Here is a 25,485-nt window from a genome sequence, read left to right on the forward strand (position 1 = left end):
CTTTAATTGAAGATGTCAGTTGCAAGAATAGAAACTCTCATGTAAGAATAGAAACTCTCAACTGCAACTGTAAACGTTCAACAAAAGAGCTAAAAACAGAAAACTTAATGCCTAACATCATAGACGCTAATCAGAAAGTAGCAAATCAAAGTCCTCTCGAGCAAGCTATTGAGCAAGCTATTGAGCAAGCTCGTGCTACTTGTGATATTCAAGGAAACAACTCTGCTGGCTGTGCTGTAGCTTGGGATATTGTTGAAGAGCTACAAGCCGAGAAATCCCATCGACAGGCAACCGAAAAGTTTAAAACTTCGTTAGATCTGTACTGTGATGAGAACCCAAATGCACCTGAGTGTTTAATTTATGATGTCTAAGTTGAGTTAAATACTGTGCTAAAGGTAGCGTGATATTTCCTCCTCATGTAGAAAACCCGTCTGAATCTTCAAAAATTTAGATGGGTTTTTTACTTTCCATGATGCAGTATTGTTTGGTGCTTTAGCCGGATTCTTGGGGTCACTAGTCGTGCTATGGATCAAACGAATAAGGCGGGCTTCTTAAGCGATATCAGATAGCCTCTTACCTAGAGGAGATAATTACGTGACTAGATGGTTGGTAGTATACATAAAGTCAAAAAACAGGGAAAAGATATGGAAATTAGTGCTCGTAATGCTTTCAAAGGTACTGTGAAAAAAATTGTCACCGGATCTGTTAACGACGAGGTCAGCTTAGAAATTGCACCAGGAGTAGAGGTAACTGCAGTCATCACAAAAACTTCAGCAGAAACGCTAGGACTCCAAGAAGGAAAACAAGCTTACGCTATCATCAAAGCCTCAGATGTGATGGTTTCCGTTGATTAAATAACTGTTTTTGTGCCGTCAAGCTTGGCTACTAAAGTGGAATGGCTATTGATTGCTGGAGTTCCTAAGAGGTAAAACTCAGGGCTTGATATTAGACGCGCAACGGTGAGCCAGCGCTGCGGAGAGAAGTTGCCAGGAGGGTTTCCCTCCAAGCAAACTTCGGGGAGGGTGTCCCGACCCAGGCGACTGCATTGGCGCAGCTTCTCCGGAGGAGACACCCGAAGGGCTTCTCGCAGAGTAGCGCTTACTACATACCTGTAATTATTTAAACCAACCTACTTAATTTTGCCGGAAATATTTGGGTTTTAAAGGGGAAGCCGGAGCAGACAGTACTAGGATATTTCTAACATTGCTGATGTAACGTCCTCCTGCTTTATCACTAGGCACCACTAGACGAGCAAATCCTTCATCTGTATCTGTCAAATACTGAATGCTACCATCGCTTGCTTTTTTTGCATATGCAACTAGTACCTGTTTCCCTTCAAAGTTGGGGTGAATTTCACCAATAGCCACTACCGCCCCATAGCAGTCAGTGGCTTCTGCAAGAACGTACTGGCGAAGGAAAGCGTTTTTAGAATTTTGACCTGAATTACCCGCTTGAAGTCCCCCTGAAGAAATCTCATTATTAATTAACTCCCACAAAGGAACTCCATAGTATGTTTCTGTTCTCGGACCTGCTCCTGTTTGGAAACTTACAGTGATTTCAGTAACGACTGCTGGGTTTTGGTTCTTTAAATTCTCTTGCAAATTTATCAGCTTTTGCAAGTCGTAAGTTGTCGGATTGTTGACCTCACCGCCTAAGCGCAATGTCTGCGAGAGACCCCCTGAACACGCATTTTCTTCCCAGGAATCTGGTGTTTTTTCTGATTCCTTGGGAGCGCGATTCCCTCGGTCAGCTAAAGTAACTTGCCAAAACCCCAGTATCGATAGTGTTAAGGACACAATTGCGATACGACGAGTAAGACGAGTAAAATGCATAAAATATCCCTCAACTTAAGTATTAAATTATTAAAAATTCGCTTCTAGTGACAGCAACTAGTCACCTTCCTGAGTCTTCTCTTTTTGGAAGATGCTGATGTTTTCTTTAGAATTAGGGCGATACCAACAGCAAGGATAATACCACCCAAGTTGTGTGATTCGCCAACAGAAGCAGAGCGAGTAGAAGACGGGGAACTAAACCCATACTTTGCCAAAATTTGTTGACCAGCTGGTGAAAGGATGTATTCAGCAAGTTTTGTCCCGTTGGGGTTAGCATCTTTGAGAACTGTTAAACCATAATCGGCTTTGACTGCTAAGTTGTTTGGTAATTCCACAACTTGCAAATTGGGTGATAGTTCTAAAGCTGCCAAAGCACTGGTGTAGTAAACCGGATAAATATCTGCCTGCTGAGACTCTTCGAGATAGTAAACTATACTACCTCCAGGGCTATTTCTCTCAGCAGGCAATGGTCCTGTTAGGCGCACAGCTTTTGCATCAAGCAACTCAAAGCTACCTGGTCTAATTTGGTCAGCTTTACGGAATATCTCTATAGCGTAGTCTCCCAAAGGGTCGCGTACAGGTTGTGCAATCCCCAACTTAACGTCTGGATTCAGGAATTGATCTAAGAGGTTATCTGTTGTCAGCGATACTCTTGGAGAAGCAATTGCATAAAGAGGATTACTGGCAAATGTCTGCACTGGTCCACTCAAGTTTTTTTGATTTAGAACAATTGCATTACCTGTATCAGCACTAGCAAAAACATCCGCCTGTTCCCCGTTTTCCAAACGTTCTCGTAAGGTATCGGCTCAATAAACAGGGGTAGTCGAGAAAAATAAAAAAACGAGCGAGGAACACATAGCGTCGTAGAATATGACAGATGACGCAAAAGCAATCGAGTGAAAAGTTAGTAGAGACTTTAGTGCAAACCATCAACCCGAAGGAAATTGCAGAGGAGTCCTTGCGTCAAACAGTAGAGATACTACTGAACCTGATAGAGCAATTACATACAGAAGTAAAAGAGTTACGAGAAGAAAACCAACGCTTAAGAGACGAAAACAACCGCCTCAAGGGAGAACAGGGTCAGCCAGACATCAAAGCCAAAAAACCGAGAGGGTTCTCAAACAACCACTCATCAGAAGAAGAACGAAAGACTCTGAAAAACCACTCCAAGGGCAGCAAAAATGCTCATCTAAAAATAGACCGAGAAGAAATACTGGAGTATCCCTTAGAATGACTGCCAGCAGATGCACAATTCAAAGGTTACGAGGAAGTAATCGTTCAAGACATCACCCTGGCAGCCGATAACGTATTATTCCGTAAACAGAAATACTATTCGCCGTCTGAAGGAAAAACTTATCTGGCAGAACTACCACTAGGTTACTCTGGAGAATTTGGCCCGGGAATAAAAGCCTTGGTGATTAGTTTGTACTATGGAGGCAATATGACCCAAGGCAAACTGTTAGAGTTTTTAGAGGATATTGGCATCTCCATGTCAGCAGGGCATTTGTCCAACCTGTTGATCAAAAACCACCCTTGTTTTGAAAGCGAGAAAAGTGAAATCTATGAAGCTGGGCTAGCTAGCAGTCCCTGGCAGCAGTTTGACCAGACTGGTGCCCGTGTTGCTGGAGTCAACTATACCACCAATGTAGTGTGTAACCCTTTGTATACGGTCTACTTTACAACTCCCAACAAAGACAGATTAACTGTACTGAAGGGATTACAAAACGGACGAGAACTAGAGTTTCTTCTTAACCAACTCACCTTCTCACTCCTGGAGGCTTTCCAACTACCGACTAAATGGAAGAATTCTCTAAAACTCTTGCCTCAAGAAACTGTATTTAGCTGCACAGACTTTAATACACTACTTGATACATATCTACCCAAATTAGGCTCTGTCCAACGTACTCGTGTTTTAGAAGCAGCCGCAATCGCCTTTTATCATCAGCAAAGAGATTGGCCAGTGGTGCAAGCTCTCGTATGTGATGATGCTCCTCAGTTCAAGTTACTCACTGATGATTTGGCTTTATGCTGGGTAGATGAGGGACGACATTATAAGAAGTTAAGTCCACTGGTTGCTTATCATCAACAAGCCCTTGATAAATTCTTGGATGATTTCTGGGATTATTACCGAGAATTACTCACTTACAGAGATTTTCCCAGTGCAGAAGTCGCACGAGAACTAAAGTCTAAATTCTGGAAACTTTTTGATACAAAAAGTGGTTACGAACAGTTGGATGAACGAAAACGATTAACTGTTGCCAAAGCTTCAGAACTGCTTCTAGTTTTAGAGCATCCGGAATTACCCCTGCATAATAATCCTGCTGAATTAGCTGCTAGGACTATGGTGCAGCGACGTAATGTTAGCTATGCAACTCAGACAACTGAGGGAACTCAAGCTTGGGATACTTTTATGTCTCTTGTGGCTACTACTCGCAAGTTAGAAATCAGCTTTTTTGAGTATATGCGTGACCGTATTTCTCAAATTCGAGCAATCCCCTCTCTTGCCCAAGTTATTCGCGAGAAATCTTCTCTCATTCCATTGGGCTGGTCGTGGCAGCTTGAATCACTGCCTACCCCAAATTATTGAGCCGATACATTTATTTAATCCTCTAACACTCGACTTTCTACATCGCACCCCTAGCATTACGCCAAGATACAAGCGAGAACTAACTAACTTAACACCAATCTCATTCTTTAGTTAGAGGTTAGCTTTAGTTGAAAGCTTTAAGGTTCAGGTATTGATTTGTAGTAGTTAATTTTTTTATTAGTCTAGAAGGCTGATACGAAGGGTAAATTTTTTCAAGATACTTCTACATGCCTCTCGCTAATAAGCTTTTATCCTACACTGTTCTCCGCTCCTGGTATTAGGGTTTGGACAAACAAATTTGTCCAAACTGCGATAAACAAAGCACCATACAGCAAGCACGGGAGACAATAGACATGAGCCAACCAATTAAAGTTGAAAAGACGGTAACGATTAACAAACCAGTAGAGGAACTCTACCGCTTTTGGCATAACTTTGGGAACTTGCCGCGCTTCATGAAGCATCTCAAAGACGTAAAAGTACACAATAATAAGCGATCGCACTGGACGACCAGTGGGGTGTTAGGTGGAAGTGTTGAATGGGATGCAGACATCATTGAAGATCGGGAAAACGAATTGATTGCTTGGGCTTCGGTTGAAGGTGCAGATGTTGATAACTCTGGTTCTGTCCGCTTCCAGCCAGCACCCGCCAATCGCGGTACAGAGGTAAAGGTCGTCACGGAATATAACCCGCCTGGTGGTGCGATTGCATCTGTGTTTGCCAAACTCTTCGGCGAAGAACCAGAACAGCAGATTGGAGATGATTTACGCCGCTTCAAAATGCTGATGGAAGCAGGCGAGATTGCAACAACAGAAGGTCAACCAAAGGGAGGTTAAAGATTATGAAAGCAGTTTGCTGGCACGGCGCTAACGATGTACGAGTTGATACAGTACCCGATCCAAAAATCATCAATCCGCGTGATGCGATTGTTAAAATCACGTCAACGGCGATTTGCGGTTCTGATTTACATCTTTATAACGGTTACATCCCCACGATGGAAAAGGGCGACATCCTTGGTCATGAATTTATGGGGGAGGTCGTCGAGCTAGGCAGTGCCGTCAAGAATGTGAAGATAGGCGAGCGATCGCGTTGTCGTCCCCTTTACCATTTCCTGCGGCTCCTGTTTCTTTTGTCAAAAAGATTTGTGGTCGCTGTGCGATAACTCCAACCCCAACGCCTGGATAGCGGAAAAACTGATGGGTCATTCCCCATCTGGTCTTTTCGGCTTCTCCCATATGATGGGTGGCTATGCTGGAGGTCAAGCTGAATATGCCCGCGTTCCCTTTGCCGATGTCGGTTTATTCAAGATTCCTGATGGACTAACAGACGAACAAGTCCTGTTTCTGACGGATATCTTCCCCACTGGCTATATGGCAGCGGAAAACTGCGATATCCAGCCAGGAGATACTGTAGCGATCTGGGGCTGCGGTCCAGTCGGACAGTTTGCCATTAGAAGTGCATATATGCTAGGTGCCGAGCGCGTCATTGCTATTGATCGAGTTCCCGAACGCCTACAGATGGCTTCATACGGCAAGGCAGAAGTCCTTAACTATGAGGAAGTTGATGTTGGTGAAGCCCTCAAAGATATGACCGGTGGGCGCGGTCCAGATGCTTGCATGGATGCTGTGGGAATGGAAGCCCACGGTACGGGTCCTGATGCGTTTTACGACCAGGTAAAGCAAGCCGTGCGTATGGAAACCGACCGACCCACTGCCCTAAGGCAAGTCATTGTTGCCTGTCGCAAAGGTGGCACTGTTTCAATTCCTGGTGTTTACGGCGGCTTTGTAGACAAGATACCGATGGGTGCTGCCATGAACAAAGCCTTAACATTTAAAACGGGACAAACGCACGTTCATAGGTACTTGCGCCCGTTACTTGATCGCGTCCAAAATGGCGATATCGACCCATCTTTTGTAATCACCCATCGTCTGCCGCTAGAACAAGCACCGCACGGCTACGAAATTTTCAAGCACAAGAAGGACAACTGTATCAAGATCGTGCTCAAGCCAGGTCAGGCTGCCTAAAACCCCACAAGAACACGAAAAAACCAAGTCTAGCCAACACTTTAGGAGGTAGAGATGACAGAAGATCTCACAAATAAGAAAGTTGCCATTCTGGTTACAGATGGCTTTGAGCAAGTTGAAATGGCTCAACCCAAGCAAGCCCTTGAGTCAGCAGGTGCTCAAACCCACATCATTTCACCTAAGAGCGATCGCGTTCAGGGCTGGAACCATTATGACAAAGGGGATTTTTTCCCGGTAGATGTCCCCCTCGATAAAGTAAATCCAGCCGACTATGATGCCCTCCTGCTTCCCGGTGGTGTTGCCAATCCAGATCAACTTCGGACTAAAGCTAAGGCGATCGAGTTTATAAAGTCCTTCTTCGATACTGACAAGCCGGTAGCGGTGATCTGCCACGGACCTTGGACTCTGATCGAGGCAGATGTGGTGCGCGGACGGCGGCTCACCTCGTGGCCGTCGCTCAAGACCGATCTCCAGAACGCAGGTGCCCAGTGGGTAGATCAGGAAGTTGTAGTTGATAGCAACCTCGTGTCGAGCCGCAAGCCAGACGACATCCCAGCCTTCAACCGGGAAATGATCGAGCTGTTCAGCCATGCAGGGCAGGTAAGGCAGATGGTGTGAGGACTCGGAGCGTTAATCAGGAGGACAGGTATGGAACAGCATCGATTTGGTTCCACGCAGCGCGAGGTGGCAGCGATCGGTCAAGGAACCTGGTACATCGACAACGATGACCGCGCCTCTGCGATCGCCGCTTTGCGCCAAGGACTCGATCTCGGCATGACCCACATCGACACGGCGGAGATGTACGGCAGCGCCGAGGAGGTGGTCGCAGAGGCGATCGCTGGACGACGCGATCGGGTTTTCCTGGTTTCCAAGGTTCTTCCTGGAAATGCTTCTCGGAGAGGGACGATCATAGCCTGCGAGAAATCGCTCGCTCGACTTCATACCGATCGGCTGGACTCTTATCTGTTGCACTGGCGCGGTCAACACCCACTGGAGGAGACGATCGCTGCCTTCGAGCAGCTTCAGCACGAGGGGAAGATTCTCTGCTGGGGCGTGAGCAACTTCGATGTGCCTGACCTTGAAGCAGTCCAGAAGATCGCTGGCGAGGGTTCTCTCGTCTGCAATCAAGTCCTTTACCATTTGAGAGAGAGAGCGATCGAACACGCTGTGATCCCCTGGTGTGAGAAGCATGGGGTCGCCGTAGTCGCATACAGCCCGTTCGGTCATGGGGATTTTCCCAGCTCGCGCACAACCGCAGGTCGCGTACTACAGGAAATCGCCGCCGCCCATAACGCCACCCCTCGCCAAGTCGTGCTCCGATTTCTGGTGCGGCATTCCTCGCTCTTCGCAATCCCCAAAGCATCCAACCCCAAACACGCCGCTGAAAACGCGGGAGCCGGGGAACTCAATCTGACCCAAACCGAACTCGATCGAATCGACGCAGCCTTCCCGACCGGATCTCGTCCCCGCGTGCTTCCCATGCTGTAAGCCTGATTGGCTCGCCTGCAGGCTACCTGCTCATGAATTGAAGGCACCGCGCTGATGGAGAAGACTTCCGAGCTTTTTGCCTAGCCGCCCACCATTGAGGAGGTTGACATCGTTAGCTAGTCAAGCTTCCTTGATGGGGGAAAGTAGCAAAGCTGTCACCAGCCGCCACGCAATGGCTGAAACCGTTTCTCCAACAACTTCAGAGAATTTTTTTAGGACAACGAATTTCAAGGTCGTGAGGAGAAAATCAATGCGATTACTACTAGGTGGAGTCATTCTGAGCTTTGGATTGTCTTCACTGGTTTTTCCAGAATCTTCTTTAGCTCAAGCACAACAGTCCTCGGCATCTGAAGCCCAAGTCAATGCGATGGTTGAAGCACTGCGGCTGGCTGCACCGAAAACTGGTAGTGCAAATGATGGATTTTACAGTGAATGGCAAGTCAAACCAGAAACCCTTAAGGGCTGGTCAAAAAATTGTCTCAAGAAGGAAGTGACACCTGCACAGTTTGAAAATAATCCTGGGACAGCACGCCAAGTTGTTTCATGTATCACACGCCGGGAGCTAAATAATCAGTTGACTGCTACTGGTAATAATGAAACGGCGTCTGTGCGTGGCGTTGCTTGTTGGTGGATGACTGGTAACTATACAGGCTGTAATAGTGGCTTCACTGCTGATTATGTGAAAAAAGTTGCTGGTTATTACCAACAACAGCGAAAACCGACATCTAGCACAGCTAAACCCCCAGCTAGTTCAACTGCATCTCCAAAAAAATAGTAACTTATTCATAATTCGTAACGTATAATGACAAGCTCAATTATGAGTTACGAATTATGAATTATGAATCTCAATTGTTGCGCCCTGTTTTGATTTCAGTCGCTTTTGTCGCTTGGCAAAAGATTTCTCTTTCTTCTGGTTTTCTACGGCTTTACTCAAACCAACAGCTATCATATATGTCATTTCTGCCGCTGATTGATATGCTAGTTTAATATCTGCTTGCTGTTGCTTGCTCATAGCTAATGCCTATTGCTACTGCTTATTGCTAGTTGCTATAAACAATACAATGGCTTTCGGTAACTAGGCTTCATCCACTTGGCTCACCCGATCGGGTGATATTGGATCAGTCAAAGGCATAACTAATTTTATTTGTGCTGTTGCTGATGTAGAGGAATTGCGATCGCAAATTCTGTCCCCTCACCAGGAAACGAAAAACACTGTAATTTCCCACCATGTTTCTCAGTAATAATTTGGTAACTAATAGACAAACCTAAACCCGTACCTTTACCAACAGGTTTAGTGGTGAAAAAGGGGTCAAACAAGCGATGTTGAAGACTTTCTGGGATGCCAGGACCATTATCGCGAATGCGAATAATCACCAGCTTGTCATCTGAAAGTTCAGTATGAATGCGAATCTGAGGATTTTTCCTTTGTTTTTTGTCTTCTACAAATGACACATGACACATGATTAATGGCTCTTCCAAAGCATCAATCGCATTTGCCAGAAGATTCATAAACACTTGATTGAGTCGTCCAGCAAAGCATTCCACCAGTGGCAGATTACCGTATTCTTTAACGATTTGAATTTCAGGAAAATCTGGTTTTGCTTTCAAGCGATGTTGCAGAATCATCAATGTACTGTCAATTCCCTCATGGATATCTACTGCTTTCATCTCAGATTCATCCAAACGAGAAAAGTTTCGCAAAGACACAACAATTTGTGTAATCCTGTCAGCACCTACCTGCATTGAAGTCAGCAACTTCAGCAAGTCTTGCACTAAAAAATCCAGATCTATAGCTTCAATTTCATTTTGAATTTCTGGTTCTGGTTGGGGATAATGCCGTTGGTAAAGTTGCAGTAATCGGAGTAAATCTTGGGTATAATCATGAGCATAGGTGATGTTGCCGTAAATGAAACTAACTGGATTGTTGATTTCGTGGGCTACACCTGCAACCAACTGACCCAAGCTGGACATTTTCTCACTTTGCACGAGTTGCGCTGCTAGTTGCTGTGACTTTTCTCGCAACTGCGCTTCTGACTGTCGCAATACCTCCTCTGCTTGTTTGCGTTTGGTTATGTCGTGGAGGATGACGACGTACTCTTGAAAGTCTTGATAGGGTATATCTGAGACAGAAACTTCCAGAGTTTTGACTTTATTTTTGTAGTTCAGCTTTTGTTCACTGCGCTTTTTCCATTCTTGGGGATACTGCGTTAACGCAGGTAACCATTGACTTAGGTGATTTCCTAGTAACTGTGATGATTTGACACCAAACAAAGACTGAATTGCAGGGTTTGCTTGTTGAATAACGCCTATCTCATTCACTACAACAATCGCATCTTGGGCAACCATAAATAAATGTTCGGCAGCTTCCCGTGCTTCTGCCATTGCTACGACCTGGGGTAAAGTTGTCCAGCAGGCTATGGCTACCCCCACAAATGCCACCGTCATCAGCAGCACCACGATCAGACTTTCATCGCCTGTGGCATGAGTCTTATTTAACTGAATACCAAATAACCAGCCAACCACAACGGCACTGCATAATAAAAATATCAAAATACTCACTTGGAGCATCACTGAGTCTTGTGCTTCAGATGACGTTCGTAATTGATAGCGTTGTAGCCACCACTTGGGACTCAAAGGAGCAAAGGAACTGCGACGAATGATCGCATCAATTCCCATAATCCCAATTGGAGGTAACAACCCCATGAGAAAATCTTGCCAACCCCAAGCAAATCCACCTACCAAGAAAGCGACTATCTCCACCAGCAAAATGCCTAAAGAGATACGGGGGAATAGAACCTCAGGTTTGCCCCGCTGTAACCAAAGCCCTAAATGCAAACCCATAATAGAGAGCATCCAGCTGACATTACTAAATAATATCTGCCGAGTCGTATCTCCCCAAATGAGCCCAATAAGACAAAGCACAAACATCAGCGTTAAAGGCGGTCCCAACACTCCGCGACGTGATACCACCGCAAATACAGGTGAAATATGCTTATCTAAGGCAAGCTGATAAAGAATTCGGGGGCAATTAGAGACCGCTGTGGCGATTGTCAGTAGGCTATTTGCCACAAGTAGAAAGGTGACCGCTAGGCTAGCTGACTTTCCCCAAAAGGACTGAGAAGCTGCTAGTAGGAGTAAGAAGGGATTGTCTCCTAAACTCGCATCTGTGACGGTTCGCGTTACAATCCAAAAGCCTCCCAAAAAAACAGGTGGCATCAACCAGGCAGCAATATCCAAAAAACGTAAAGTTTGTTCAGGGCGCCGGCTATCAGCGACAAAGAATGAAGCTGTTTCACAGCCATAGGTAGCATAGTTGATGAAGAAGAACCACTTTGCCCAATCTAGAAAACTTATGGATGACCAATTCATTGGGAAAAAGCCAGGACTCGTGGGAGAGAAAGCCAGCCAGCTAAAACCCTGAAAACAAAAGGCAAGAATCAAGCCTATTGCCGGAATCACAAAGAATAGATGCAGGATACCTAAAGCACGGGTTCCACTAAATGCTAAAGCGAAGGAGAGAAACGTAAAGCCCAATTTCAGCAACAATCCAGGACAAGCCAGATCCAATGCCTTGAGATTCTCCTGGATTAAGTCTGTCAGAACTGTAACATAGGTTGATAGCCCTATAGACCAAGAAAAGAAGTATGCTAATGCAGTGTAGCGAGCGAGGATTGGGTATGACTTTAGCAGTTTGCTAGCATAAATAGCAGTTCCTCCAGCCGCATCTATGAAATGGCTGCCTAATCGCTTCACCTGATAGTTGAGTAACATCCCAAATAGAATGGCAGGTATCCAAACATAGATAGCCGATAAACCTAGATTGTGATGAACTGCGGGGATGATCACAATTAAAGAAGTATGCCCTGTTAAACCGAAACTCCAGGTTTCTAGAGTACTCAGGCTTCTACTTAAGCGTGGGGATGAAAGCTTATGCAAGGTTATACTATCAAGATGGGGCATAAGTGGAAATGCTAGGATGCTTTAGTCAATCTCGTTACCTAGAGTTCCCATCTCTTGAATTTTATCAACATCACAATAAACATTGCCATAAAAAAAGTTACCTTTAAAAAATTCGGTAGCAGCAAAATTCAAAAAATATGAAGGGCAAATTGATTGTATTTGAAGGAGTGGAAGGTTGCGGCAAAACTAGCCAAATACAGCTAACGCAAGAGTGGTTAAAAAGTTTTAAGACTTCCGTCGTTGTAACTCGTCAACCTGGGGGAACAGAGTTAGGGTTGCATCTGCGAAAACTTTTGTTGGCTGGCGATTCTAACTCTATTGCAAATAGGACAGAATTACTCTTATATGCTGCAGACCGATCGCAACACGTTGAGCAAGTGATCAAGCCAGCCATCCAAAATGGGGCTATTGTTTTGTGCGATCGCTATACCGACTCTACCATTGCCTACCAGGGCTGGGGACGTGGTTTAGACATGAATTTAATTCATCAACTCAATGCGATCGCCACATCTGGGTTAGAGAGCGACCTGACTTTGTGGTTTGATGTTGATGTTGAGGTGGGACTTGCCCGCAAACGAGGAGGTGGGGATAGGCTAGACCGCATAGAACAAGAGACAATAGCCTTTCATCATCGCGTTCAGCAAGGATATGTTCAACTGCATACATCTTACTCACAGCGGATTGTCCGTGTAGATGCTACCTTAAGTAAGGAAGCTGTACAACAAAAGATTCAGGCGATTTTGACATCCAAGTTGCAAGCTTGAAAGTGTAGGGAGGGAGATGGCGCGCAGAATCACTAGATTTCTTGCAAAAGTCAATTATCTTTAAAAATCAACCATAGATGTAGGCGTAAGCCGTGCCGTAGGCTACACGAGATTTACACAGATAATTCATCGGTGTGCATCGGTGTCCATCTGTGGTTATATATAAAAAAATATACTTTTGCAAGAGTTGTACTCTTGATCTTTGATACTTGACAAATGACCAATGACGCATTTGCACCACTTATAGGACAGCAGCAAGCAGTAGAATTACTAACGCAAGCTGTAGCAAAAAAACGTGTTGCGCCAGCGTATCTGTTTGTGGGTGCAGATGGTGTAGGACGGAGTTTAGCAGCACGGTGCTTTGTGGAATTGCTCTTTGGCTCACATCAAAACCGCGTGCGACAAGGAAACCACCCTGATTTGTTATGGGTGCAGCCAACTTACCTGCACCAAGGACAACGACTAACAGCAACCGAAGCGGCAGAAAAAGGAGTCAAGCGCAAAGCACCGCCTACAATTCGTTTAGAACAAATTCGGGAAATTACTGAGTTTCTTAGCCGTCCGCCGTTAGCAGCGCCAAGACATATGGTAGTATTAGAGCAAGCTGAGACAATGGCGGAAGCGGCAGCAAATGCCTTACTCAAGACTTTGGAAGAACCCGGACAGGCGACACTAATTTTAATTGCCCCTGGGGTTGAGTCTGTATTGCCAACCTTGGTGTCACGCTGTCAAAGAATTCCTTTCTATCGTTTGGAAGCAGCAGCAATGGCTCAAGTTCTGACACAAACAGGACACGAAGAAATTTTGCAGCATCCGCCAATATTGAGTGTTGCGGCTGGTAGTCCAGGAGAGGCGATCGCATCTTACCAACAACTGCAAGCCATTCCCCCTGAACTACTCAAAAGCTTGTCCAAAACACCTTCATCCTACCGTGAGGCTCTGGAATTAGCCAAACAAATTGATAAGGATTTAGATACAGAATCTCAATTGTGGTTAGTCGATTATTTGCAACAGTCTTACTGGGAGCAGAAGCGTCAACCAACCATAATTAAACAGTTAGAACAAGCTCGTAAATCTCTGCTTTGCTATGCTCAACCGCGCCTTGTTTGGGAATGCACGCTTTTATCATTCGTCAATCAATAGTTTAAAGCAATTTTCGGGAAATAGACCACATTGTAGAGACGCGCCATGGCGCGTCTCTACAGGGATTGAAATGAGTGCAGATGTGGTTCATTGATTTGAAAACCGCTGTAAAGAATAATATCATGTTGGGGAAATTCCCCATAATAAAACTTATTTGTAGTAAGGACTTTAGTCCTTGTTTTCTCAAGCAAGAGGACTCTTGTCCTCACTACGAATTTATTAAAGTTATTTAACCGGACATAAATATAACTTATAGCGCTTCTCGTTTGGATGAAGTACAAATTTATCTGTGTCCCATCTCTGGTTCTTATTTCTTGATGTATTGCACTCAACTAAGAACCGCTATATTTTCAACGATTTGCCTCACATTTTAGTAAAACCACTATTTGGAAAACAAAGATAATTAAAGAGACGCGATATATTGCGTCTCTACTTCAAAAGCTCATCAAATCAATGTTGTTAACTGTTGCACTAACTGCGGTGCTTGCACCACACCCTCAATCCGCTCCACTGGCTTACCCTGCTTAAACAGTACCAGCGTTGGTAGAGCATAAATTTCATACTGAGACGCTAATGCAGGATACTTTTCGGTATCAATTTTGACAACACGTATGCGTCCTTGGAGTTGAGCGTTAACCTGCTCTAAAATTGGACTCATCATGTGACAAGGACCACACCAGTCGGCGTAAAAATCCACCAACACAGGTACATCAGAACCGGACAGCATCTCTTCAAAGCTGTTAAATTGCTTTTTCGTAGACATGTGATACGCACCAGTTTTCTACTGTTTGTTTTTTCAATAGTAGTTCTTGGCAGCGCTTATCGGTGTAATCTCTTGAATTGTTTTTATGAAAACTATATGTATTTCAGCTTACCAGATATAGCTGGTTCGGGCTACTGTTTGATTGGCTCCCGTCCTCACACAAGTGTCTCATCACCTCATCGTTGTATTTCTGAAATATGGGATGACGCTTGATGTGAGGAATTGCTTCGCTTGGCAGTTGGATTTGCAATTCCTGCTTAATCGTACCCGGTCGCGAGCTTAATACATAGATGCGTTGAGACAGAAAAATTGCTTCTTCAATATCATGAGTAATCATAAAAATCGTAGTGCGCGTACGCCGCCAAATTTCCAGCAGGAAGTGCTGCATCGCTTCTTTTGTCTGCACATCTAACGAGCCAAAGGGTTCATCCATGAGTAGAATTTTGGGTTGCGATGCTAAAGCACGAGCTATAGCCACCCGTTGCTTCATCCCACCAGAAAGTTCCTTCGGTAGCGCCTTAGCAAACCCCGACAACCCCACGACTTCCAGATAATAAGCCGCCTGTTCTCCTCGCTTTGCTTTGGGTACACCTTGCAGCCTTAAGCCAAATTCCACGTTTTCTACAACACTCATCCACGGATAGAGAGTGTAACTTTGAAATACCATACCGCGATCGCTTCCCGGTCCTGTTATCCGCGCTCCATCAACCAGGATTTCCCCTGCTGTAGGAGTATCTAACCCCGCAATCAACCGCAGCAGAGTTGATTTACCAGAACCACTCGCCCCCACTGCACAGACAAACTCTCCCTCTTGAATGTGCAAATTAATGTCTTTGAGAGCAGTCAACGTACTACGTTTAGTTTTGAATTGTTTATGGAGTTGATTAACTTGTAAATGCATAAATACCCGCTTTTAGATTTTGGATTTCCTCGTTCCCTGTGTGAGACTAAGAACGCATTTTGGGAGGCTCTGCCTCTACCGAGACAGCCAAAAAACTTGCAAAAAAAGAGGTGAAGCCGTCATAACAGGCATTCCCTAGCAGAGCCAAGGACGGAGATATAGCGGTTTGCAATTGGGTGAGGTACACAAAGAAATAATGAACCACAGATGGACGAGGCAGTGCGTTGCGGTGAATCCAGCGCTGCAGGCGGGTTTCCCGCCGTAGGCGACTGGTGAACCCGGAGGGGGGTTCCCCCCGTTGTAGCAACTGCCGTACAGATGGACACAGATAAATTAGTGCTTCATTCAATTGAGTTGCGCTATATCTTCGCACTTCCTCAATCAGTAGCCCACTTACAATAAACGCGCAGTAACAATCGAAACAAAAGGTCAATTGTTAAACCAATCAATCCAATGACAATCAACCCAGCAAAAATTTCATCGGTTTTGAGATATCTTTGGGCAACACTAATTCGACGACCCAAACCTTCTGTTGCGGCTACTAATTCAGAAACAATCACTAAGTTCCAAGATGCTGCCATATTTACACGACAAGCATCAATAATGCTAGGCACAATAAATGGGAAAATCACTTGCAGTAAAACTTGTTTTCTTTGACCACCCAAAGTATAGGTAGTTTCTAATAACTCTTTGGGGACAAACTTCACGGCATCCATCACCATTAAAGTATTAAAAAACAGTGTGCCGATAAAAATCAGCATAATTTTGGGTGTTTCCCCTAACCCCAAATATAAAATTAGTAAGGGAATAAAAGCTGGGGCTGGCATATAGCGCACAATGCCGATAATGGGTTCAAGTAGCGCCCGAATGCTGGCAAAAGTCCCCATCAACGTGCCTAAAGGAATAGAAATAATCGCCGCCAGGAAAAAGCCACTCAGTACCCGAAATAAACTAAAGGCAATATCTTTTTGCAAATCTCCAGTTGCCAAAAGCCTTTGGAATGCACCCCAAACCTGACTTGGAGAAGGGAGAAATAAAGGTGGAATTAACCCTGTATTGGAAATAACCCACCAAAAAAGTATAGGAACTGAAATGGACAAGAACATTAAAGTCCAAGCTAACTTTTTTGGAATATCCTCAGCAATGCGCCAGAAAACAGTTTGTGGTAACATTTTATGAGGATACCTAGAGTTAGTATCGTGCAAATCTTCAGCGTATTGGTTCATGGTTTCTGCTTCGTAGCGTAGGCTTTTACAAAGCGATCGTCAAAGATTTGGTTAAGATTAGGCGCTTGTTTTGTCAAACCACTGTCGAGGAGAAATTTACTAATTTCCCCAGAGGCGTATCTCAGAGATGCCATATCATTACCGGGATTAAAGGCTTTCAAATTCTCTTCAAGCGTAAAGATTTTAGTTCCTGCGTCGTATGCCTTATATTCCGAAACCGACACTCCAGCCCGTTTTGCCATAATTGCGTAAGCTTTTTCTTGGTTTGCATTCATAAAATCTAAAGTGGCAAACCAAGTATTCACTAAAGCTTGGACATCTTGGGGGCGCTCATTAATCAGTTTGCGACTGACGACTAAATGGTCGGGAATTGCACCAGGAAAGTCTTTAGAACTGAATAGTTCTTTACTTCCAGAACGCTCTAAAGCCTTTGTGGTAAAAGGGGCAAAAACTCCGACCGCATCGACTTGACCAGCAACAAAAGCCGCCGCCGCCGCACCTGTTTCTAGTGGTTGAAACTGAATATCAGCTTGGGTTAAACCTGCTTTTTTCAAGCCCAGTAATAACAGAAAATGGTCTACTGTTCCTTCTTCAGCGGCAACTTTTTTACCTTTGAGATCAGCAATACTGTTAATCCCTTCTCGGACAATAATTTTGTCGTTACCAGTTGAGTTATCGTTGACTAAAACGATAACTTGATCGGAACCAGCAGCTACCGAGCTAATTGTATCATTCAGGGTTTGGGTATTGGCATCTAGTTGGCCTGCTCTCAAGGCATTAATGGAATCTAAATAGCTATCAAACCACTTCAAATCCACATTAACTTTGTTTGCCTCAAATAACTTTTGTTCTTGAGCAATTTGCCAAGGAAACCAACCGGGCCAAGCACTAAAACCAACTTGAATTGGAGCAGTGTTTGTGATGGTAGCAGAATTTCCTGAGGTAGAAGTTTGTACCTGAGGAGTACAACTAACGGCAACAATTAAACTTAGTAAAAATACAGCGAATAAAGATAGTAAGGTACGTAACTTCATAGAACACCCAAGTAAGAAAACAGACGCGAAATTTCACGTCTCTACAACTCCCAATAAAGGGGATGGTTAACTCATGACCGTAAGGCAGGGCAATGTTATTTACTGACTAACAACTCCGTAAAGCGGCTTGACTGACGCACCCAATCAAACCAAACTTCTAATCCTTCACCCGTTTTGGTAGAAACAGGAATAATCGTGACATCGGGATTCATTTGGCGAACATTTGCTTCAATGCGGCTAATCTCAATATCAAGATATGGACCCAAATCCATTTTTGTAATCAGCAGACAATCCGCTTCTTGAAACATAATCGGGTATTTGAGCGGTTTATCTTCGCCTTCAGTAACACTCAACAAAGCAACTTTGGCGTGTTCTCCTACTTCAAATTCAGCGGGACAAACTAAATTGCCAACATTTTCCACCAGCACTAAATCGAAGTCGGAAGGATTGTATTCCTGTTCGAGTCTATAAATTCCACCAGCTACCATTTTGGAATCTAAATGACAGGAACGACCTGTATTAATTGCTATTACGGGGACACCGTATTTACGCAGGCGTTCTGCGTCCAACTCGGTCGTCATATCCCCTTCAATGACGGCGATTTTAAACTCATTGGACAAAGAGCCAAGTGTACACTCCAATAGTGCTGTTTTGCCAGCGCCGGGACTACTCATAATGTTGAAACAAGTAATTCCCCATTCATCAAAATGCGCTCGGTTATGGTCTGCTCCTTGCTGGTTAGCATGGAGCAAATTAATGCCTAATGCAGCGTCAAATGTTTGATGCATAAGCGTACTCAATTCTATCAATTTTTAATTCTCTACCTGAGCGAATATCTTCCATTGGGGAATTACACTCAGGACAGGCATATTGGCAGCCAATTTTTGGCTCATATTCCTTTTGGCAACGGTGACAAAAGGCAATTAGGGGTGTTTCTTGAATAACCAGTTTTACCCCTTTTAAAAAAATGTTGCACGTTTGGACTTCAAAAGCAAATTGCAAACTTGCAGGTTCAACGCAAGTGAACTTACCAACAATTAGATGAATTTGGGAAATCTGAGGGCGCTCTGGCTGGGATTCCCACCAATCTTTTACTGTTAAAATGAGCGCTTTTGTCATGTCAGTTTCGTGCAAAATTCACCTCCACTCTGCAACTAACTCCGGTTGTGCTTCGGGGTGAATGTATGCGGGTTTTTCTTTACGCGGTAACTGACCGGATATCACCAAATGCGCCATTGTGTCACAAATCACCCGCGTTGCCATTAATGATGTGATATCGCTAATGTCGTAAGGAGGTGACACTTCTACCACTTCCAGTCCACAAACAGGTGCTTTTTGGACAATTTTACCCAACATAGAAAGCGCTTCGCGAGGCAATAATCCACCTGGTTCCGGCCAACCAGTTCCTGGGACAAAACCAGCATCAATGCAGTCAATATCAAAACTGATATAAACGCAATCTGTACCGTCTAATGCTCTTTCTAAAGCAAAGTTGACGGCTGCATCCAGCCCCATTTCCGTGATGTCGGTAACTGTTAAGATATTCGTCGCTCTTTCCCGACAAACTTTTACACCCTGACGCGGTACTTGCCAGCCACCAATTCCTAATTGAACGAGGTTTTTTGCTGGGGCATTTTTGATATTTGTCGCATGGAACCAGGGGCAGGTATGCATCCGTTCATCGAGATCTGTTTCCTGGGTATCGACGTGGCGGTCAAAGTGAATAATTCCGACTTTTTTATCACCTAAATGACGGCAAACTCCCCGGACTGTGGGATAGCCAATTGAGTGGTCGCCTCCCAAAATTATCGGAAATGCACCCGAACTAAAGATGTGAGCAATTCCTTTAGAAATCTGGTCAAATGATTTTTCATTATTTGCCGGAATGGTGAAAATATCACCCACATCACACAGGGTAATTTGCTCACGCAAATCCACTCCCAGTTCAAAGTTATAAGGGGTGTATAATGCAGAAATTCGCCGTATTCCTTGCGGGCCAAAACGAGTCCCCGGTCGATAAGTGGTTCCTGAGTCGTGCGGCACTCCAACAATGGCAACGTCGTATTCACCGACTTTCCGCACATCTTCTAAATAAGGCGCTTTCAAGAAAGTATTAATCCCGGCATAGTGGGGGAGTTCACCACGCGAAAAGGTAGGAATGGAGCGGTCTTTTATACTTTCTGCTGCTTCTAAGCCAAATTCTAGCCCACTAGAAACTTCCTGCTGCCATCCCGTCATCGGTAAATGGGCTTCTTTTTCCAGAGCGCGATTTGCTTCTGTAGAATTTGGTGTCAAATGAGAATTGGAGTTTGGCAAAGATTGTTCATTCATATTTGTAGAAAATAGAGGAGTAAAGAGTTAGGAGTTATAGAAACGCAATCTATCGGTCTCTACATTAGTTAAGAGTGAGAAATTATGAACTTAAAACTCATAACTTTGCGCCGCCTAACTCGCAAAACTATAGCCCGGTGAAGTCATAACAGATGAGTATCTGATATTAACCTCCCGGGCTTTTTTCCCGCCGTGTAACCAGTTTCTGTAAAACTGGGTGCTTCTCTTGGACCAGACGTTTAAATTATCAAATTTAAATCGGAACCCTAGAAGCTGTTTATAAGTTGTTGGTAATAGCCTGTTGAAATTTCTTCTCTATAAATATCAATAAATTATGACAAAATAAAGTATAATAGAATACAGTTTTTCTCGAATAAATCCTATTTTTCCGTAAGCCTTGACGTAAGCCAAAGTCATCAAAGGAATCGCCTAACTGTTAATTTAAATAACGATGTGGCAGCAACTGCGGTGCTTGCACCACACCCTCAATCAGAGAAACCCTGATAACAACAAATCAAAACTTAATTGACGCGGACTAGACGAATTTCTGTGCGTTGGTTGCGTGGATCGTTGACAGAAATGCCAGGTAACGGTTGACTAGAACCTTTCCCCAGAGCCACAAGCTTGTGCTTGAGACGGCGATCGCGCAGATAGGCAACCACCTCCTCTGCCCGTTTTTGACTCAGCCTTTGATTAGAGTTAACACCACCAGTTCCAGAGGTATGACCAATCACTCGTACAGCAACTGTTTGCTCGTTGAATTCTGCAATTTCCTGAGCCAGCTTATTCAGCGTTTGCTTGCCTTTAGCAGTGATCTCCATAGAGGCGGTTGCAAATTCCACCTCGTCCTGCACTTGCAAGTTGCCGATATTAGGAGCATTTTCAATCTGGTTAGCATTGAAAGTGGAAGTGGAAGCAATCTCTTGCCCTTTGCCAACGAGTCTGTCTGCTAGTTCGGGATTATCGGTACGTACTAATTTAATCAGATTTTGGGTGTTTTCTGCCGCTTTCCCAATCAATGCAGAGGCATACAGCTCCTTGGGCTTCTCGGGAACCTCATTCATCCTGCCTACTAGCGTCAGCACCGCCGCAGTAGACTTAATTCGTTTATCTAGGGTTCCATCCGTCAGCCAGTCTTTAGCTTGAATGGAGGTAAAAAAGTCAATGCCTTGCAAAACTGCCTCAGCGTCAGGTACGGAGAGCTTGCCATCCTTAGCAATTTGCGCCTGCAATTGCGAAGTATCGCGGATAACGGCATCAATATGGCGGTAATAAGCTGCTAGAAATTCTGAAATCTTCTCAGGTTGAGACTCGATCAGGCGGTTGGAGGCAACAATCACATCTACAATTGTTCCTGGTGCATCTTTACTGGATAATACCACCGTATAGCCCTTCTGCCGAGCTTGGGTAACGTAAGGCTCCCAGAGTACGGCAACTGCGACATTCTGATTGGGGTCTTGCAACACCTTCCAGGCATCGGAAGCATCTGCCACCTTATTCACTTGGAAGCTTGACAGCTTAAAAGCCTCAAATTTGGTACTTAACACCAGTGCCAGGTACTCGCTGGGGGTGTCGCCAGCAAAGGTAATTGTCAACTGCTGTCTATTGTCACGTGCTACCAACTGGCTCAGATCCAGGAGCGACTTCAGGTTGGGATACTTCTTAGTATTCAAGATAACCGCATCTGCTCCCACTGTGCGGTCAATCAGCCCCACAATTTTTCCCTGAGGCTTTTGTTTGAGAAACTGATCGAGCGTCGTTACTAGCAAGTCAGCTTGTCCCTGGTTCAGACGCTGAACACGTTTAGTCTGATCAAATTCATCTTCATAACGCAAGTTTAAACCAACTTTTTTGACCGCTTCCTGAAAAGCCTGACTACGAAAAGTGCTGTAACCACTGAAGGTGTCCCCCAAAAGCGTTAACTTATTCTTCTCAGATGTATTTTCTACATCAGATGAAATTGATGGTAACTTTATTTTATTCATCAACCAAAAACTACCGAAGACCAAACAACAAAAACCAAACACATTAAGAGCCAAGATAAGTACAACCTGATTGGTACGCTTATTCATAAGACCTTAGTAAATGAAAGTAAGTATTCTAAATTTTGCCATCACAAAAGTGACAAAATAGGGTTAGATTCAAGAATATCCGCACTTTACCAAGCAATTGGTCTTATGACTTATACCACTAGTTTCCCCAGCTTTTGACTCAAACAAATTTATGTTAAACCCAATACTTAAGCTACTTTGTAGATTGGGTTGAGACTACGAAACAAAACCTACTAAGACTGAGGTGCGGTAAATCTAAAATATAAAATATAAAATTTAAAAATAGTGGGGAAGTTCGTCGCGGAAAAAGCTAGGAATGGAGCGATCACCTAACTGTTAATTTTAATAACAATAGTAGTTCCAAGAGCGTTTATCTGTGTCATCTCCTCGATTGTTTTTATTGTTGATGCACAATCACTCTATGATGATTAACGCAACGGATAATAAAGGGGAAAATTTATGGAACTATTGCCAGACAATTTGCAAAGTTTACGCGGACAGGTCGCTCTTGTCACTGGTGCTTCACGGGGAATTGGGCGAGCGATCGCACAAGAATTAGCGAAGCAGGGAGCGAATGTTGTTGTCAACTATGCCAGTTCTAATCATGCAGCTGAAGAGGTGGTCGATACAATAACAAAAGCTGGAGGGAGTGCCATAGCACTGCAAGCTGACGTTTCTCAAGTCTCTCAAGTAGAAGCGCTTGTGAACACCGTGATGGAAAAGTTCAATCGCGTCGATATCTTGGTCAACAACGCAGGTATCACTCGCGACACCCTGCTTTTGCGAATGAAACCAGAAGACTGGCAAGCGGTGATTGACCTCAACCTCACTGGTGTTTTTTTATGCACTCGTGCCGTTAGTAAAATCATGCTCAAGCAACGTTCGGGACGGATTATCAACATTACCTCCGTTGCTGGACAAATGGGCAACCCAGGACAAGCTAACTACAGCGCCGCCAAAGCAGGTGTTATCGGCTTCACCAAAACCATTGCCAAAGAACTTGCCTCGCGTGGCATTACTGTTAACGCCGTCGCTCCTGGTTTCATTGCCACGGACATGACAAGTAATCTTAACAACACTGAAGAAATTCTCAAATACATCCCTCTTGGTCGCTATGGTCAACCAGAAGAAGTTGCTGGGATGGTACGCTTCCTCGCTGCTGACCCTGCCAGTGCTTACATCACCGGACAAGTGTTCAACGTTGATGGCGGAATGGTGATGGCTTGAAGACTGAATGTAGTTATGCCGAAAATACAAGTTAACGGGATTGATTTGTTCTTTGACATTCAGGGAACGGGTGAGCCTTTGCTACTGATTGCCGGTTTTGCCTGTGATAGTTCGTATTGGTCTGCGGTAATGGCTTCCCTCGTTAAGCAGTATCAGGTTATTCGCTTAGATAACCGAGGCGTGGGGCAAAGTTCCGCTCCTGATCATCCGTATACTGTCAAGCAGATGGCTGCTGATACTGCTGCACTACTTGATGCGATCGGCATTACTCAGGTACATATAGCAGGTCACTCAATGGGCGGTCAGATTGCACAAGAATTAGCACTAGCGTACTCTGAAAAAGTGCAAAGCTTGATGCTACTGTCATCCTGGGCAAAAGGTGATGGCAAGTTCCACGCAATTATCGAGACGTTGGGTGATCTACCCCAGATATTAGACATAAAACTTTATTCCAAGGTGATGCTACCTTGGATCTTTACCGAAGAGTTGTACTCTACCCCAGGAGCAATAAAACAGTTCATCAACATAGCGAGTGAGTACCCATTCCTACCGACAACTCATGGACTTTATCATCAAAGCCGAGCTATCCTCAACAGCGATACTTTAGACCGTCTGACACATATTTGTTGCCCTACACTTGTTGTGGTTGGTAAGCAGGACATTTTGACTCCGGTAAAATTCTCTGAGCAACTTGCTCAAGAGATTCCCAATGCCGAACTTGTCGTTCTTGAGCGTGGTAGTCACGGCTTCTTAATCGAGTGTGCAGATACTGTGGCTACAGTTATGTTCAACTTCCTCACCAACCATAGCCAAAATCGCAGACACTAAGCTATCAAGAAAATGAGGTCAACAGAAACGTGGGGGAGAAAATGCCACCATCACTTCCCCCATTCCTGTTTACGCTGCTCGTATCCTTTGCAAAATGGTAAAGCTCAAAAGGAGAATAATGCCGATGGTTGTGGCAAGTATCTGTACCAAAGTCATGTTTTGTAATCTCATTGCCAGCAAGTTGCAAACTAAGGTAACAGACCAAAGAGTCAGCGCGGCGTGACGTTGAGACAAGCCCCAAGCTAGCAAGCGGTGGTGTAGGTGGTCTTTCCCAGGAGTACTGAGAGGATTTTTACCCGCCATCAGTCGCCGCACAAACACTTGAGTGGTGTCGAGTACTGGTAACAGTAAAAACAGCACTGGTGCTACTAAAGAGACAACCGTAGGAGCTTGGAGATTCCCTAAAATACAAGTAGCAGCTAACACATAACCAAAAAAGTAAGCTCCGGCATCACCCATAATAATGCGCGAAGGGTGGAAGTTATGACGCAAGAAGCCAAGCGCCGCTCCTCCCAAAGCTGCTAGAACTAACGTCGCTGCTGCACGGTTAGGAACTTGAGCTGAAACTGCTAACAATCCCATGGCGGTGATAAAACTGACTCCTCCCGCCAAACCATCCATACCATCCATTAAATTAACAGCATTAGTAATTCCAACGACCCACAGTACTGTTAATAATACTGATAACGTAGAATCGATGGGAGTTCCAAAAGAAACTTCAATAGTGATACGATTAGCAACCAGCAATAAAGCTGTGAGTATCTGAATTAACAATCGAACCAGCGGGGGTAAGCCGAATTGGTCGTCGATAAAGCCCACAAGAACTAATATCGAACCCCCTAAAAGAATAGTCTGTACCTCAGCCAGCACTCTTTCGAGTTCAATAGGTCGTAAGAGACTAGCTAGTACGACTGCGGCAATCACTCCGGCATAAATAGCCAGACCCCCTGCATTAGGCAAAGGTTCTCGGTTGAGCCGTCGCGCGTTCGGCTGGTCAGCCCAACCAACGCGCAAGGCAAACTTGCGGACTGCCGGAATCAAAAGCCAAGTTACACTGCAAGCTAAAAGAAACGTAAATACTACCGCCAACCAGCCGGAACCGCTAGGGTCAGCAATACCGAGGGACCGAAGGGAGCTGTATATGTTCATCTCCCGATTGAACCATTATTGCCACTTTGCATAAGCATCAACTGTATATTAATCAATTTTTTCCTAACTAACTGTAACCTTATAAAAAGTTGCTTCTAATATAAAATCATTTGAGAGGACAGGGTATCGGGTATGGGGGGTAGAGGCGCACTCCCTTACGCCAGTCGAGGTGTAGGGTAT

The 25,485-nt window shown here is 44.5% G+C and carries 26 protein-coding genes, 2 pseudogenes and 1 riboswitch; of the genes and pseudogenes, 13 read left to right on the forward strand and 15 right to left on the reverse strand.

The window, feature by feature from the left end; translation table 11 throughout:
- Positions 1 to 107 precede the first annotated feature (107 nt).
- Entirely contained in the window at positions 108 to 371 is a 264-nt protein-coding gene (locus tag MAS10914_RS0112895; RefSeq protein ID WP_017316356.1) for a Calvin cycle protein CP12, read from the forward strand.
- A 273-nt stretch (positions 372 to 644) separates the two neighbouring features.
- A complete protein-coding gene (locus MAS10914_RS0112900) occupies positions 645 to 854 on the forward strand; it encodes a TOBE domain-containing protein (protein WP_026082530.1) in 210 nt (69 codons plus the stop codon).
- Here the strand turns inward: MAS10914_RS0112900 and MAS10914_RS34935 are convergent.
- From MAS10914_RS34935 to MAS10914_RS30080, 3 genes and pseudogenes are all read right to left on the reverse strand, one after another.
- Entirely contained in the window at positions 851 to 1,072 is a 222-nt protein-coding gene (locus MAS10914_RS34935) for a hypothetical protein (protein WP_017316358.1), read from the reverse strand. The genes MAS10914_RS0112900 and MAS10914_RS34935 overlap by 4 nt on opposite strands.
- 61 nt (positions 1,073 to 1,133) lie before the next feature.
- Complete coding sequence (locus MAS10914_RS0112910; RefSeq protein WP_017316359.1) at positions 1,134 to 1,832, reverse strand: hypothetical protein; 699 nt, start codon at positions 1,830 to 1,832, stop codon at positions 1,134 to 1,136.
- A 44-nt stretch (positions 1,833 to 1,876) separates the two neighbouring features.
- Positions 1,877 to 2,620 (reverse strand): annotated as a pseudogene (locus tag MAS10914_RS30080) (substrate-binding domain-containing protein); the annotation flags it as partial.
- 89 nt (positions 2,621 to 2,709) lie between these two features.
- On the opposite strand from MAS10914_RS30080, the gene MAS10914_RS0112920 reads away from it, so the two are divergent.
- The 7 genes and pseudogenes from MAS10914_RS0112920 to MAS10914_RS30100 all read left to right on the forward strand — a co-directional run bounded on the left by MAS10914_RS0112920 (position 2,710) and on the right by MAS10914_RS30100 (position 8,703).
- Positions 2,710 to 3,066: a hypothetical protein gene (locus MAS10914_RS0112920; RefSeq protein ID WP_017315956.1), complete on the forward strand. Its 357-nt coding sequence runs from the start codon at positions 2,710 to 2,712 to the stop codon at positions 3,064 to 3,066.
- Between the two features lie 207 nt (positions 3,067 to 3,273).
- On the forward strand, positions 3,274 to 4,419 hold the full coding sequence (locus MAS10914_RS34175; protein WP_017315955.1) for a transposase: 1,146 nt from the start codon (positions 3,274 to 3,276) through the stop codon (positions 4,417 to 4,419).
- Between the two features lie 353 nt (positions 4,420 to 4,772).
- On the forward strand, positions 4,773 to 5,252 hold the full coding sequence (locus MAS10914_RS0112930; protein WP_017316361.1) for an SRPBCC family protein: 480 nt from the start codon (positions 4,773 to 4,775) through the stop codon (positions 5,250 to 5,252).
- Positions 5,253 to 5,257: 5 nt separating this feature from the next.
- Positions 5,258 to 6,440: pseudogene (locus MAS10914_RS31555) on the forward strand (zinc-dependent alcohol dehydrogenase).
- A 54-nt stretch (positions 6,441 to 6,494) separates the two neighbouring features.
- The gene (locus tag MAS10914_RS0112940) at positions 6,495 to 7,058 is read left to right on the forward strand and encodes a type 1 glutamine amidotransferase domain-containing protein (RefSeq protein ID WP_017316362.1); all 564 of its coding nucleotides are present in this window, start codon (positions 6,495 to 6,497) and stop codon (positions 7,056 to 7,058) included.
- A gap of 30 nt (positions 7,059 to 7,088) precedes the next feature.
- Positions 7,089 to 7,928: an aldo/keto reductase gene (locus MAS10914_RS0112945; RefSeq protein ID WP_017316363.1), complete on the forward strand. Its 840-nt coding sequence runs from the start codon at positions 7,089 to 7,091 to the stop codon at positions 7,926 to 7,928.
- Positions 7,929 to 8,178: 250 nt separating this feature from the next.
- On the forward strand, positions 8,179 to 8,703 hold the full coding sequence (locus MAS10914_RS30100; protein ID WP_017316365.1) for a hypothetical protein: 525 nt from the start codon (positions 8,179 to 8,181) through the stop codon (positions 8,701 to 8,703).
- Positions 8,704 to 8,757: 54 nt separating this feature from the next.
- Here MAS10914_RS30100 and MAS10914_RS0112955 read toward each other — a convergent pair whose 3' ends face one another.
- Positions 8,758 to 8,940, reverse strand: a complete 183-nt coding sequence (locus MAS10914_RS0112955; protein ID WP_017316366.1) for a hypothetical protein — start codon at positions 8,938 to 8,940, stop codon at positions 8,758 to 8,760.
- A gap of 128 nt (positions 8,941 to 9,068) precedes the next feature.
- Positions 9,069 to 11,888, reverse strand: coding sequence for an ATP-binding protein (locus MAS10914_RS0112960; protein WP_017316367.1), 2,820 nt, complete (start codon positions 11,886 to 11,888; stop codon positions 9,069 to 9,071).
- 137 nt (positions 11,889 to 12,025) lie between these two features.
- On the opposite strand from MAS10914_RS0112960, the gene tmk reads away from it, so the two are divergent.
- Together tmk and MAS10914_RS0112970 are read left to right on the forward strand one after the other, a co-directional pair.
- Entirely contained in the window at positions 12,026 to 12,652 is a 627-nt protein-coding gene (gene tmk, locus MAS10914_RS0112965; protein WP_017316368.1) for a dTMP kinase, read from the forward strand.
- Positions 12,653 to 12,868: 216 nt separating this feature from the next.
- Positions 12,869 to 13,795, forward strand: a complete 927-nt coding sequence (locus MAS10914_RS0112970; protein ID WP_017316369.1) for a DNA polymerase III subunit delta' — start codon at positions 12,869 to 12,871, stop codon at positions 13,793 to 13,795.
- A 445-nt stretch (positions 13,796 to 14,240) separates the two neighbouring features.
- Here MAS10914_RS0112970 and trxA read toward each other — a convergent pair whose 3' ends face one another.
- From trxA to MAS10914_RS0113015, 9 genes are all read right to left on the reverse strand, one after another.
- Complete coding sequence (gene trxA, locus MAS10914_RS0112975; RefSeq protein WP_017316370.1) at positions 14,241 to 14,558, reverse strand: thioredoxin; 318 nt, start codon at positions 14,556 to 14,558, stop codon at positions 14,241 to 14,243.
- A 103-nt stretch (positions 14,559 to 14,661) separates the two neighbouring features.
- Positions 14,662 to 15,459, reverse strand: a complete 798-nt coding sequence (locus tag MAS10914_RS0112980) for an ABC transporter ATP-binding protein (protein WP_017316371.1) — start codon at positions 15,457 to 15,459, stop codon at positions 14,662 to 14,664.
- A gap of 46 nt (positions 15,460 to 15,505) precedes the next feature.
- Positions 15,506 to 15,808: a hypothetical protein gene (locus tag MAS10914_RS34180; RefSeq protein ID WP_017316372.1), complete on the reverse strand. Its 303-nt coding sequence runs from the start codon at positions 15,806 to 15,808 to the stop codon at positions 15,506 to 15,508.
- Between the two features lie 28 nt (positions 15,809 to 15,836).
- A complete protein-coding gene (locus MAS10914_RS0112990) occupies positions 15,837 to 16,685 on the reverse strand; it encodes an ABC transporter permease (RefSeq protein WP_017316373.1) in 849 nt (282 codons plus the stop codon).
- Positions 16,682 to 17,719 (reverse strand): ABC transporter substrate-binding protein, encoded by a 1,038-nt coding sequence (locus tag MAS10914_RS0112995; protein WP_017316374.1) that lies wholly within the window; start codon positions 17,717 to 17,719, stop codon positions 16,682 to 16,684. The genes MAS10914_RS0112990 and MAS10914_RS0112995 overlap by 4 nt, the downstream gene beginning before the upstream one ends.
- A gap of 95 nt (positions 17,720 to 17,814) precedes the next feature.
- Entirely contained in the window at positions 17,815 to 18,507 is a 693-nt protein-coding gene (gene hypB / locus MAS10914_RS30105; RefSeq protein ID WP_017316375.1) for a hydrogenase nickel incorporation protein HypB, read from the reverse strand.
- Positions 18,491 to 18,853, reverse strand: coding sequence for a hydrogenase maturation nickel metallochaperone HypA (gene hypA / locus MAS10914_RS0113005; RefSeq protein WP_269635053.1), 363 nt, complete (start codon positions 18,851 to 18,853; stop codon positions 18,491 to 18,493). Before hypA ends, hypB begins: the two co-directional genes overlap by 17 nt.
- A 3-nt stretch (positions 18,854 to 18,856) precedes the next feature.
- Positions 18,857 to 20,050, reverse strand: coding sequence for an agmatinase (gene speB / locus MAS10914_RS0113010; RefSeq protein WP_017316377.1), 1,194 nt, complete (start codon positions 20,048 to 20,050; stop codon positions 18,857 to 18,859).
- A 169-nt stretch (positions 20,051 to 20,219) separates the two neighbouring features.
- Positions 20,220 to 20,331: riboswitch (guanidine-I (ykkC/yxkD leader) on the reverse strand.
- A gap of 240 nt (positions 20,332 to 20,571) precedes the next feature.
- Complete coding sequence (locus tag MAS10914_RS0113015; RefSeq protein ID WP_017316378.1) at positions 20,572 to 22,122, reverse strand: phosphate ABC transporter substrate-binding/OmpA family protein; 1,551 nt, start codon at positions 22,120 to 22,122, stop codon at positions 20,572 to 20,574.
- Between the two features lie 438 nt (positions 22,123 to 22,560).
- Between MAS10914_RS0113015 and fabG the strand changes: the two genes are divergently transcribed.
- Both fabG and MAS10914_RS0113025 read left to right on the forward strand, forming a co-directional pair.
- Positions 22,561 to 23,328, forward strand: a complete 768-nt coding sequence (fabG, locus tag MAS10914_RS0113020; protein ID WP_017316379.1) for a 3-oxoacyl-[acyl-carrier-protein] reductase — start codon at positions 22,561 to 22,563, stop codon at positions 23,326 to 23,328.
- 15 nt (positions 23,329 to 23,343) lie between these two features.
- Entirely contained in the window at positions 23,344 to 24,156 is an 813-nt protein-coding gene (locus MAS10914_RS0113025) for an alpha/beta fold hydrolase (protein WP_017316380.1), read from the forward strand.
- Positions 24,157 to 24,225: 69 nt separating this feature from the next.
- On the opposite strand, the gene MAS10914_RS0113030 is transcribed toward MAS10914_RS0113025, so the two are convergent.
- On the reverse strand, positions 24,226 to 25,305 hold the full coding sequence (locus tag MAS10914_RS0113030; protein WP_017316381.1) for an MraY family glycosyltransferase: 1,080 nt from the start codon (positions 25,303 to 25,305) through the stop codon (positions 24,226 to 24,228).
- Positions 25,306 to 25,485: the final 180 nt, after the last annotated feature.

The sequence above is a fragment of the Mastigocladopsis repens PCC 10914 genome (genome assembly GCF_000315565.1).
Classification (GTDB): Bacteria; Cyanobacteriota; Cyanobacteriia; order Cyanobacteriales; family Nostocaceae; genus Mastigocladopsis; species Mastigocladopsis repens.

What these genes read in the sequence shown, in the direction of transcription:
- MAS10914_RS0112970 (WP_017316369.1), top strand. Translation starts at nt 12,869, where the DNA reads ATGACCAATGACGCATTTGCACCACTTATAGGACAGCAGCAAGCAGTA.
- MAS10914_RS0113025 (WP_017316380.1), top strand. Translation starts at nt 23,344, where the DNA reads ATGCCGAAAATACAAGTTAACGGGATTGATTTGTTCTTTGACATTCAG.
- MAS10914_RS0112900 (WP_026082530.1), top strand. Translation starts at nt 645, where the DNA reads ATGGAAATTAGTGCTCGTAATGCTTTCAAAGGTACTGTGAAAAAAATT.
- MAS10914_RS0112895 (WP_017316356.1), top strand. Translation starts at nt 108, where the DNA reads ATGCCTAACATCATAGACGCTAATCAGAAAGTAGCAAATCAAAGTCCT.
- MAS10914_RS30100 (WP_017316365.1), top strand. Translation starts at nt 8,179, where the DNA reads ATGCGATTACTACTAGGTGGAGTCATTCTGAGCTTTGGATTGTCTTCA.
- MAS10914_RS0112980 (WP_017316371.1), bottom strand. Translation starts at nt 15,459, where the DNA reads ATGCATTTACAAGTTAATCAACTCCATAAACAATTCAAAACTAAACGT.
- MAS10914_RS0112990 (WP_017316373.1), bottom strand. Translation starts at nt 16,685, where the DNA reads ATGAACCAATACGCTGAAGATTTGCACGATACTAACTCTAGGTATCCT.
- tmk (WP_017316368.1), top strand. Translation starts at nt 12,026, where the DNA reads ATGAAGGGCAAATTGATTGTATTTGAAGGAGTGGAAGGTTGCGGCAAA.
- MAS10914_RS0112920 (WP_017315956.1), top strand. Translation starts at nt 2,710, where the DNA reads ATGACGCAAAAGCAATCGAGTGAAAAGTTAGTAGAGACTTTAGTGCAA.
- MAS10914_RS0113015 (WP_017316378.1), bottom strand. Translation starts at nt 22,122, where the DNA reads ATGAATAAGCGTACCAATCAGGTTGTACTTATCTTGGCTCTTAATGTG.
- MAS10914_RS0113030 (WP_017316381.1), bottom strand. Translation starts at nt 25,305, where the DNA reads ATGAACATATACAGCTCCCTTCGGTCCCTCGGTATTGCTGACCCTAGC.
- MAS10914_RS0112940 (WP_017316362.1), top strand. Translation starts at nt 6,495, where the DNA reads ATGACAGAAGATCTCACAAATAAGAAAGTTGCCATTCTGGTTACAGAT.
- speB (WP_017316377.1), bottom strand. Translation starts at nt 20,050, where the DNA reads ATGAATGAACAATCTTTGCCAAACTCCAATTCTCATTTGACACCAAAT.
- trxA (WP_017316370.1), bottom strand. Translation starts at nt 14,558, where the DNA reads ATGTCTACGAAAAAGCAATTTAACAGCTTTGAAGAGATGCTGTCCGGT.
- fabG (WP_017316379.1), top strand. Translation starts at nt 22,561, where the DNA reads ATGGAACTATTGCCAGACAATTTGCAAAGTTTACGCGGACAGGTCGCT.
- MAS10914_RS0112955 (WP_017316366.1), bottom strand. Translation starts at nt 8,940, where the DNA reads ATGAGCAAGCAACAGCAAGCAGATATTAAACTAGCATATCAATCAGCG.
- hypB (WP_017316375.1), bottom strand. Translation starts at nt 18,507, where the DNA reads ATGCATCAAACATTTGACGCTGCATTAGGCATTAATTTGCTCCATGCT.
- MAS10914_RS0112930 (WP_017316361.1), top strand. Translation starts at nt 4,773, where the DNA reads ATGAGCCAACCAATTAAAGTTGAAAAGACGGTAACGATTAACAAACCA.
- MAS10914_RS34175 (WP_017315955.1), top strand. Translation starts at nt 3,274, where the DNA reads ATGACCCAAGGCAAACTGTTAGAGTTTTTAGAGGATATTGGCATCTCC.
- MAS10914_RS0112995 (WP_017316374.1), bottom strand. Translation starts at nt 17,719, where the DNA reads ATGAAGTTACGTACCTTACTATCTTTATTCGCTGTATTTTTACTAAGT.
- MAS10914_RS0112910 (WP_017316359.1), bottom strand. Translation starts at nt 1,832, where the DNA reads ATGCATTTTACTCGTCTTACTCGTCGTATCGCAATTGTGTCCTTAACA.
- MAS10914_RS0112945 (WP_017316363.1), top strand. Translation starts at nt 7,089, where the DNA reads ATGGAACAGCATCGATTTGGTTCCACGCAGCGCGAGGTGGCAGCGATC.
- MAS10914_RS0112960 (WP_017316367.1), bottom strand. Translation starts at nt 11,888, where the DNA reads ATGCCCCATCTTGATAGTATAACCTTGCATAAGCTTTCATCCCCACGC.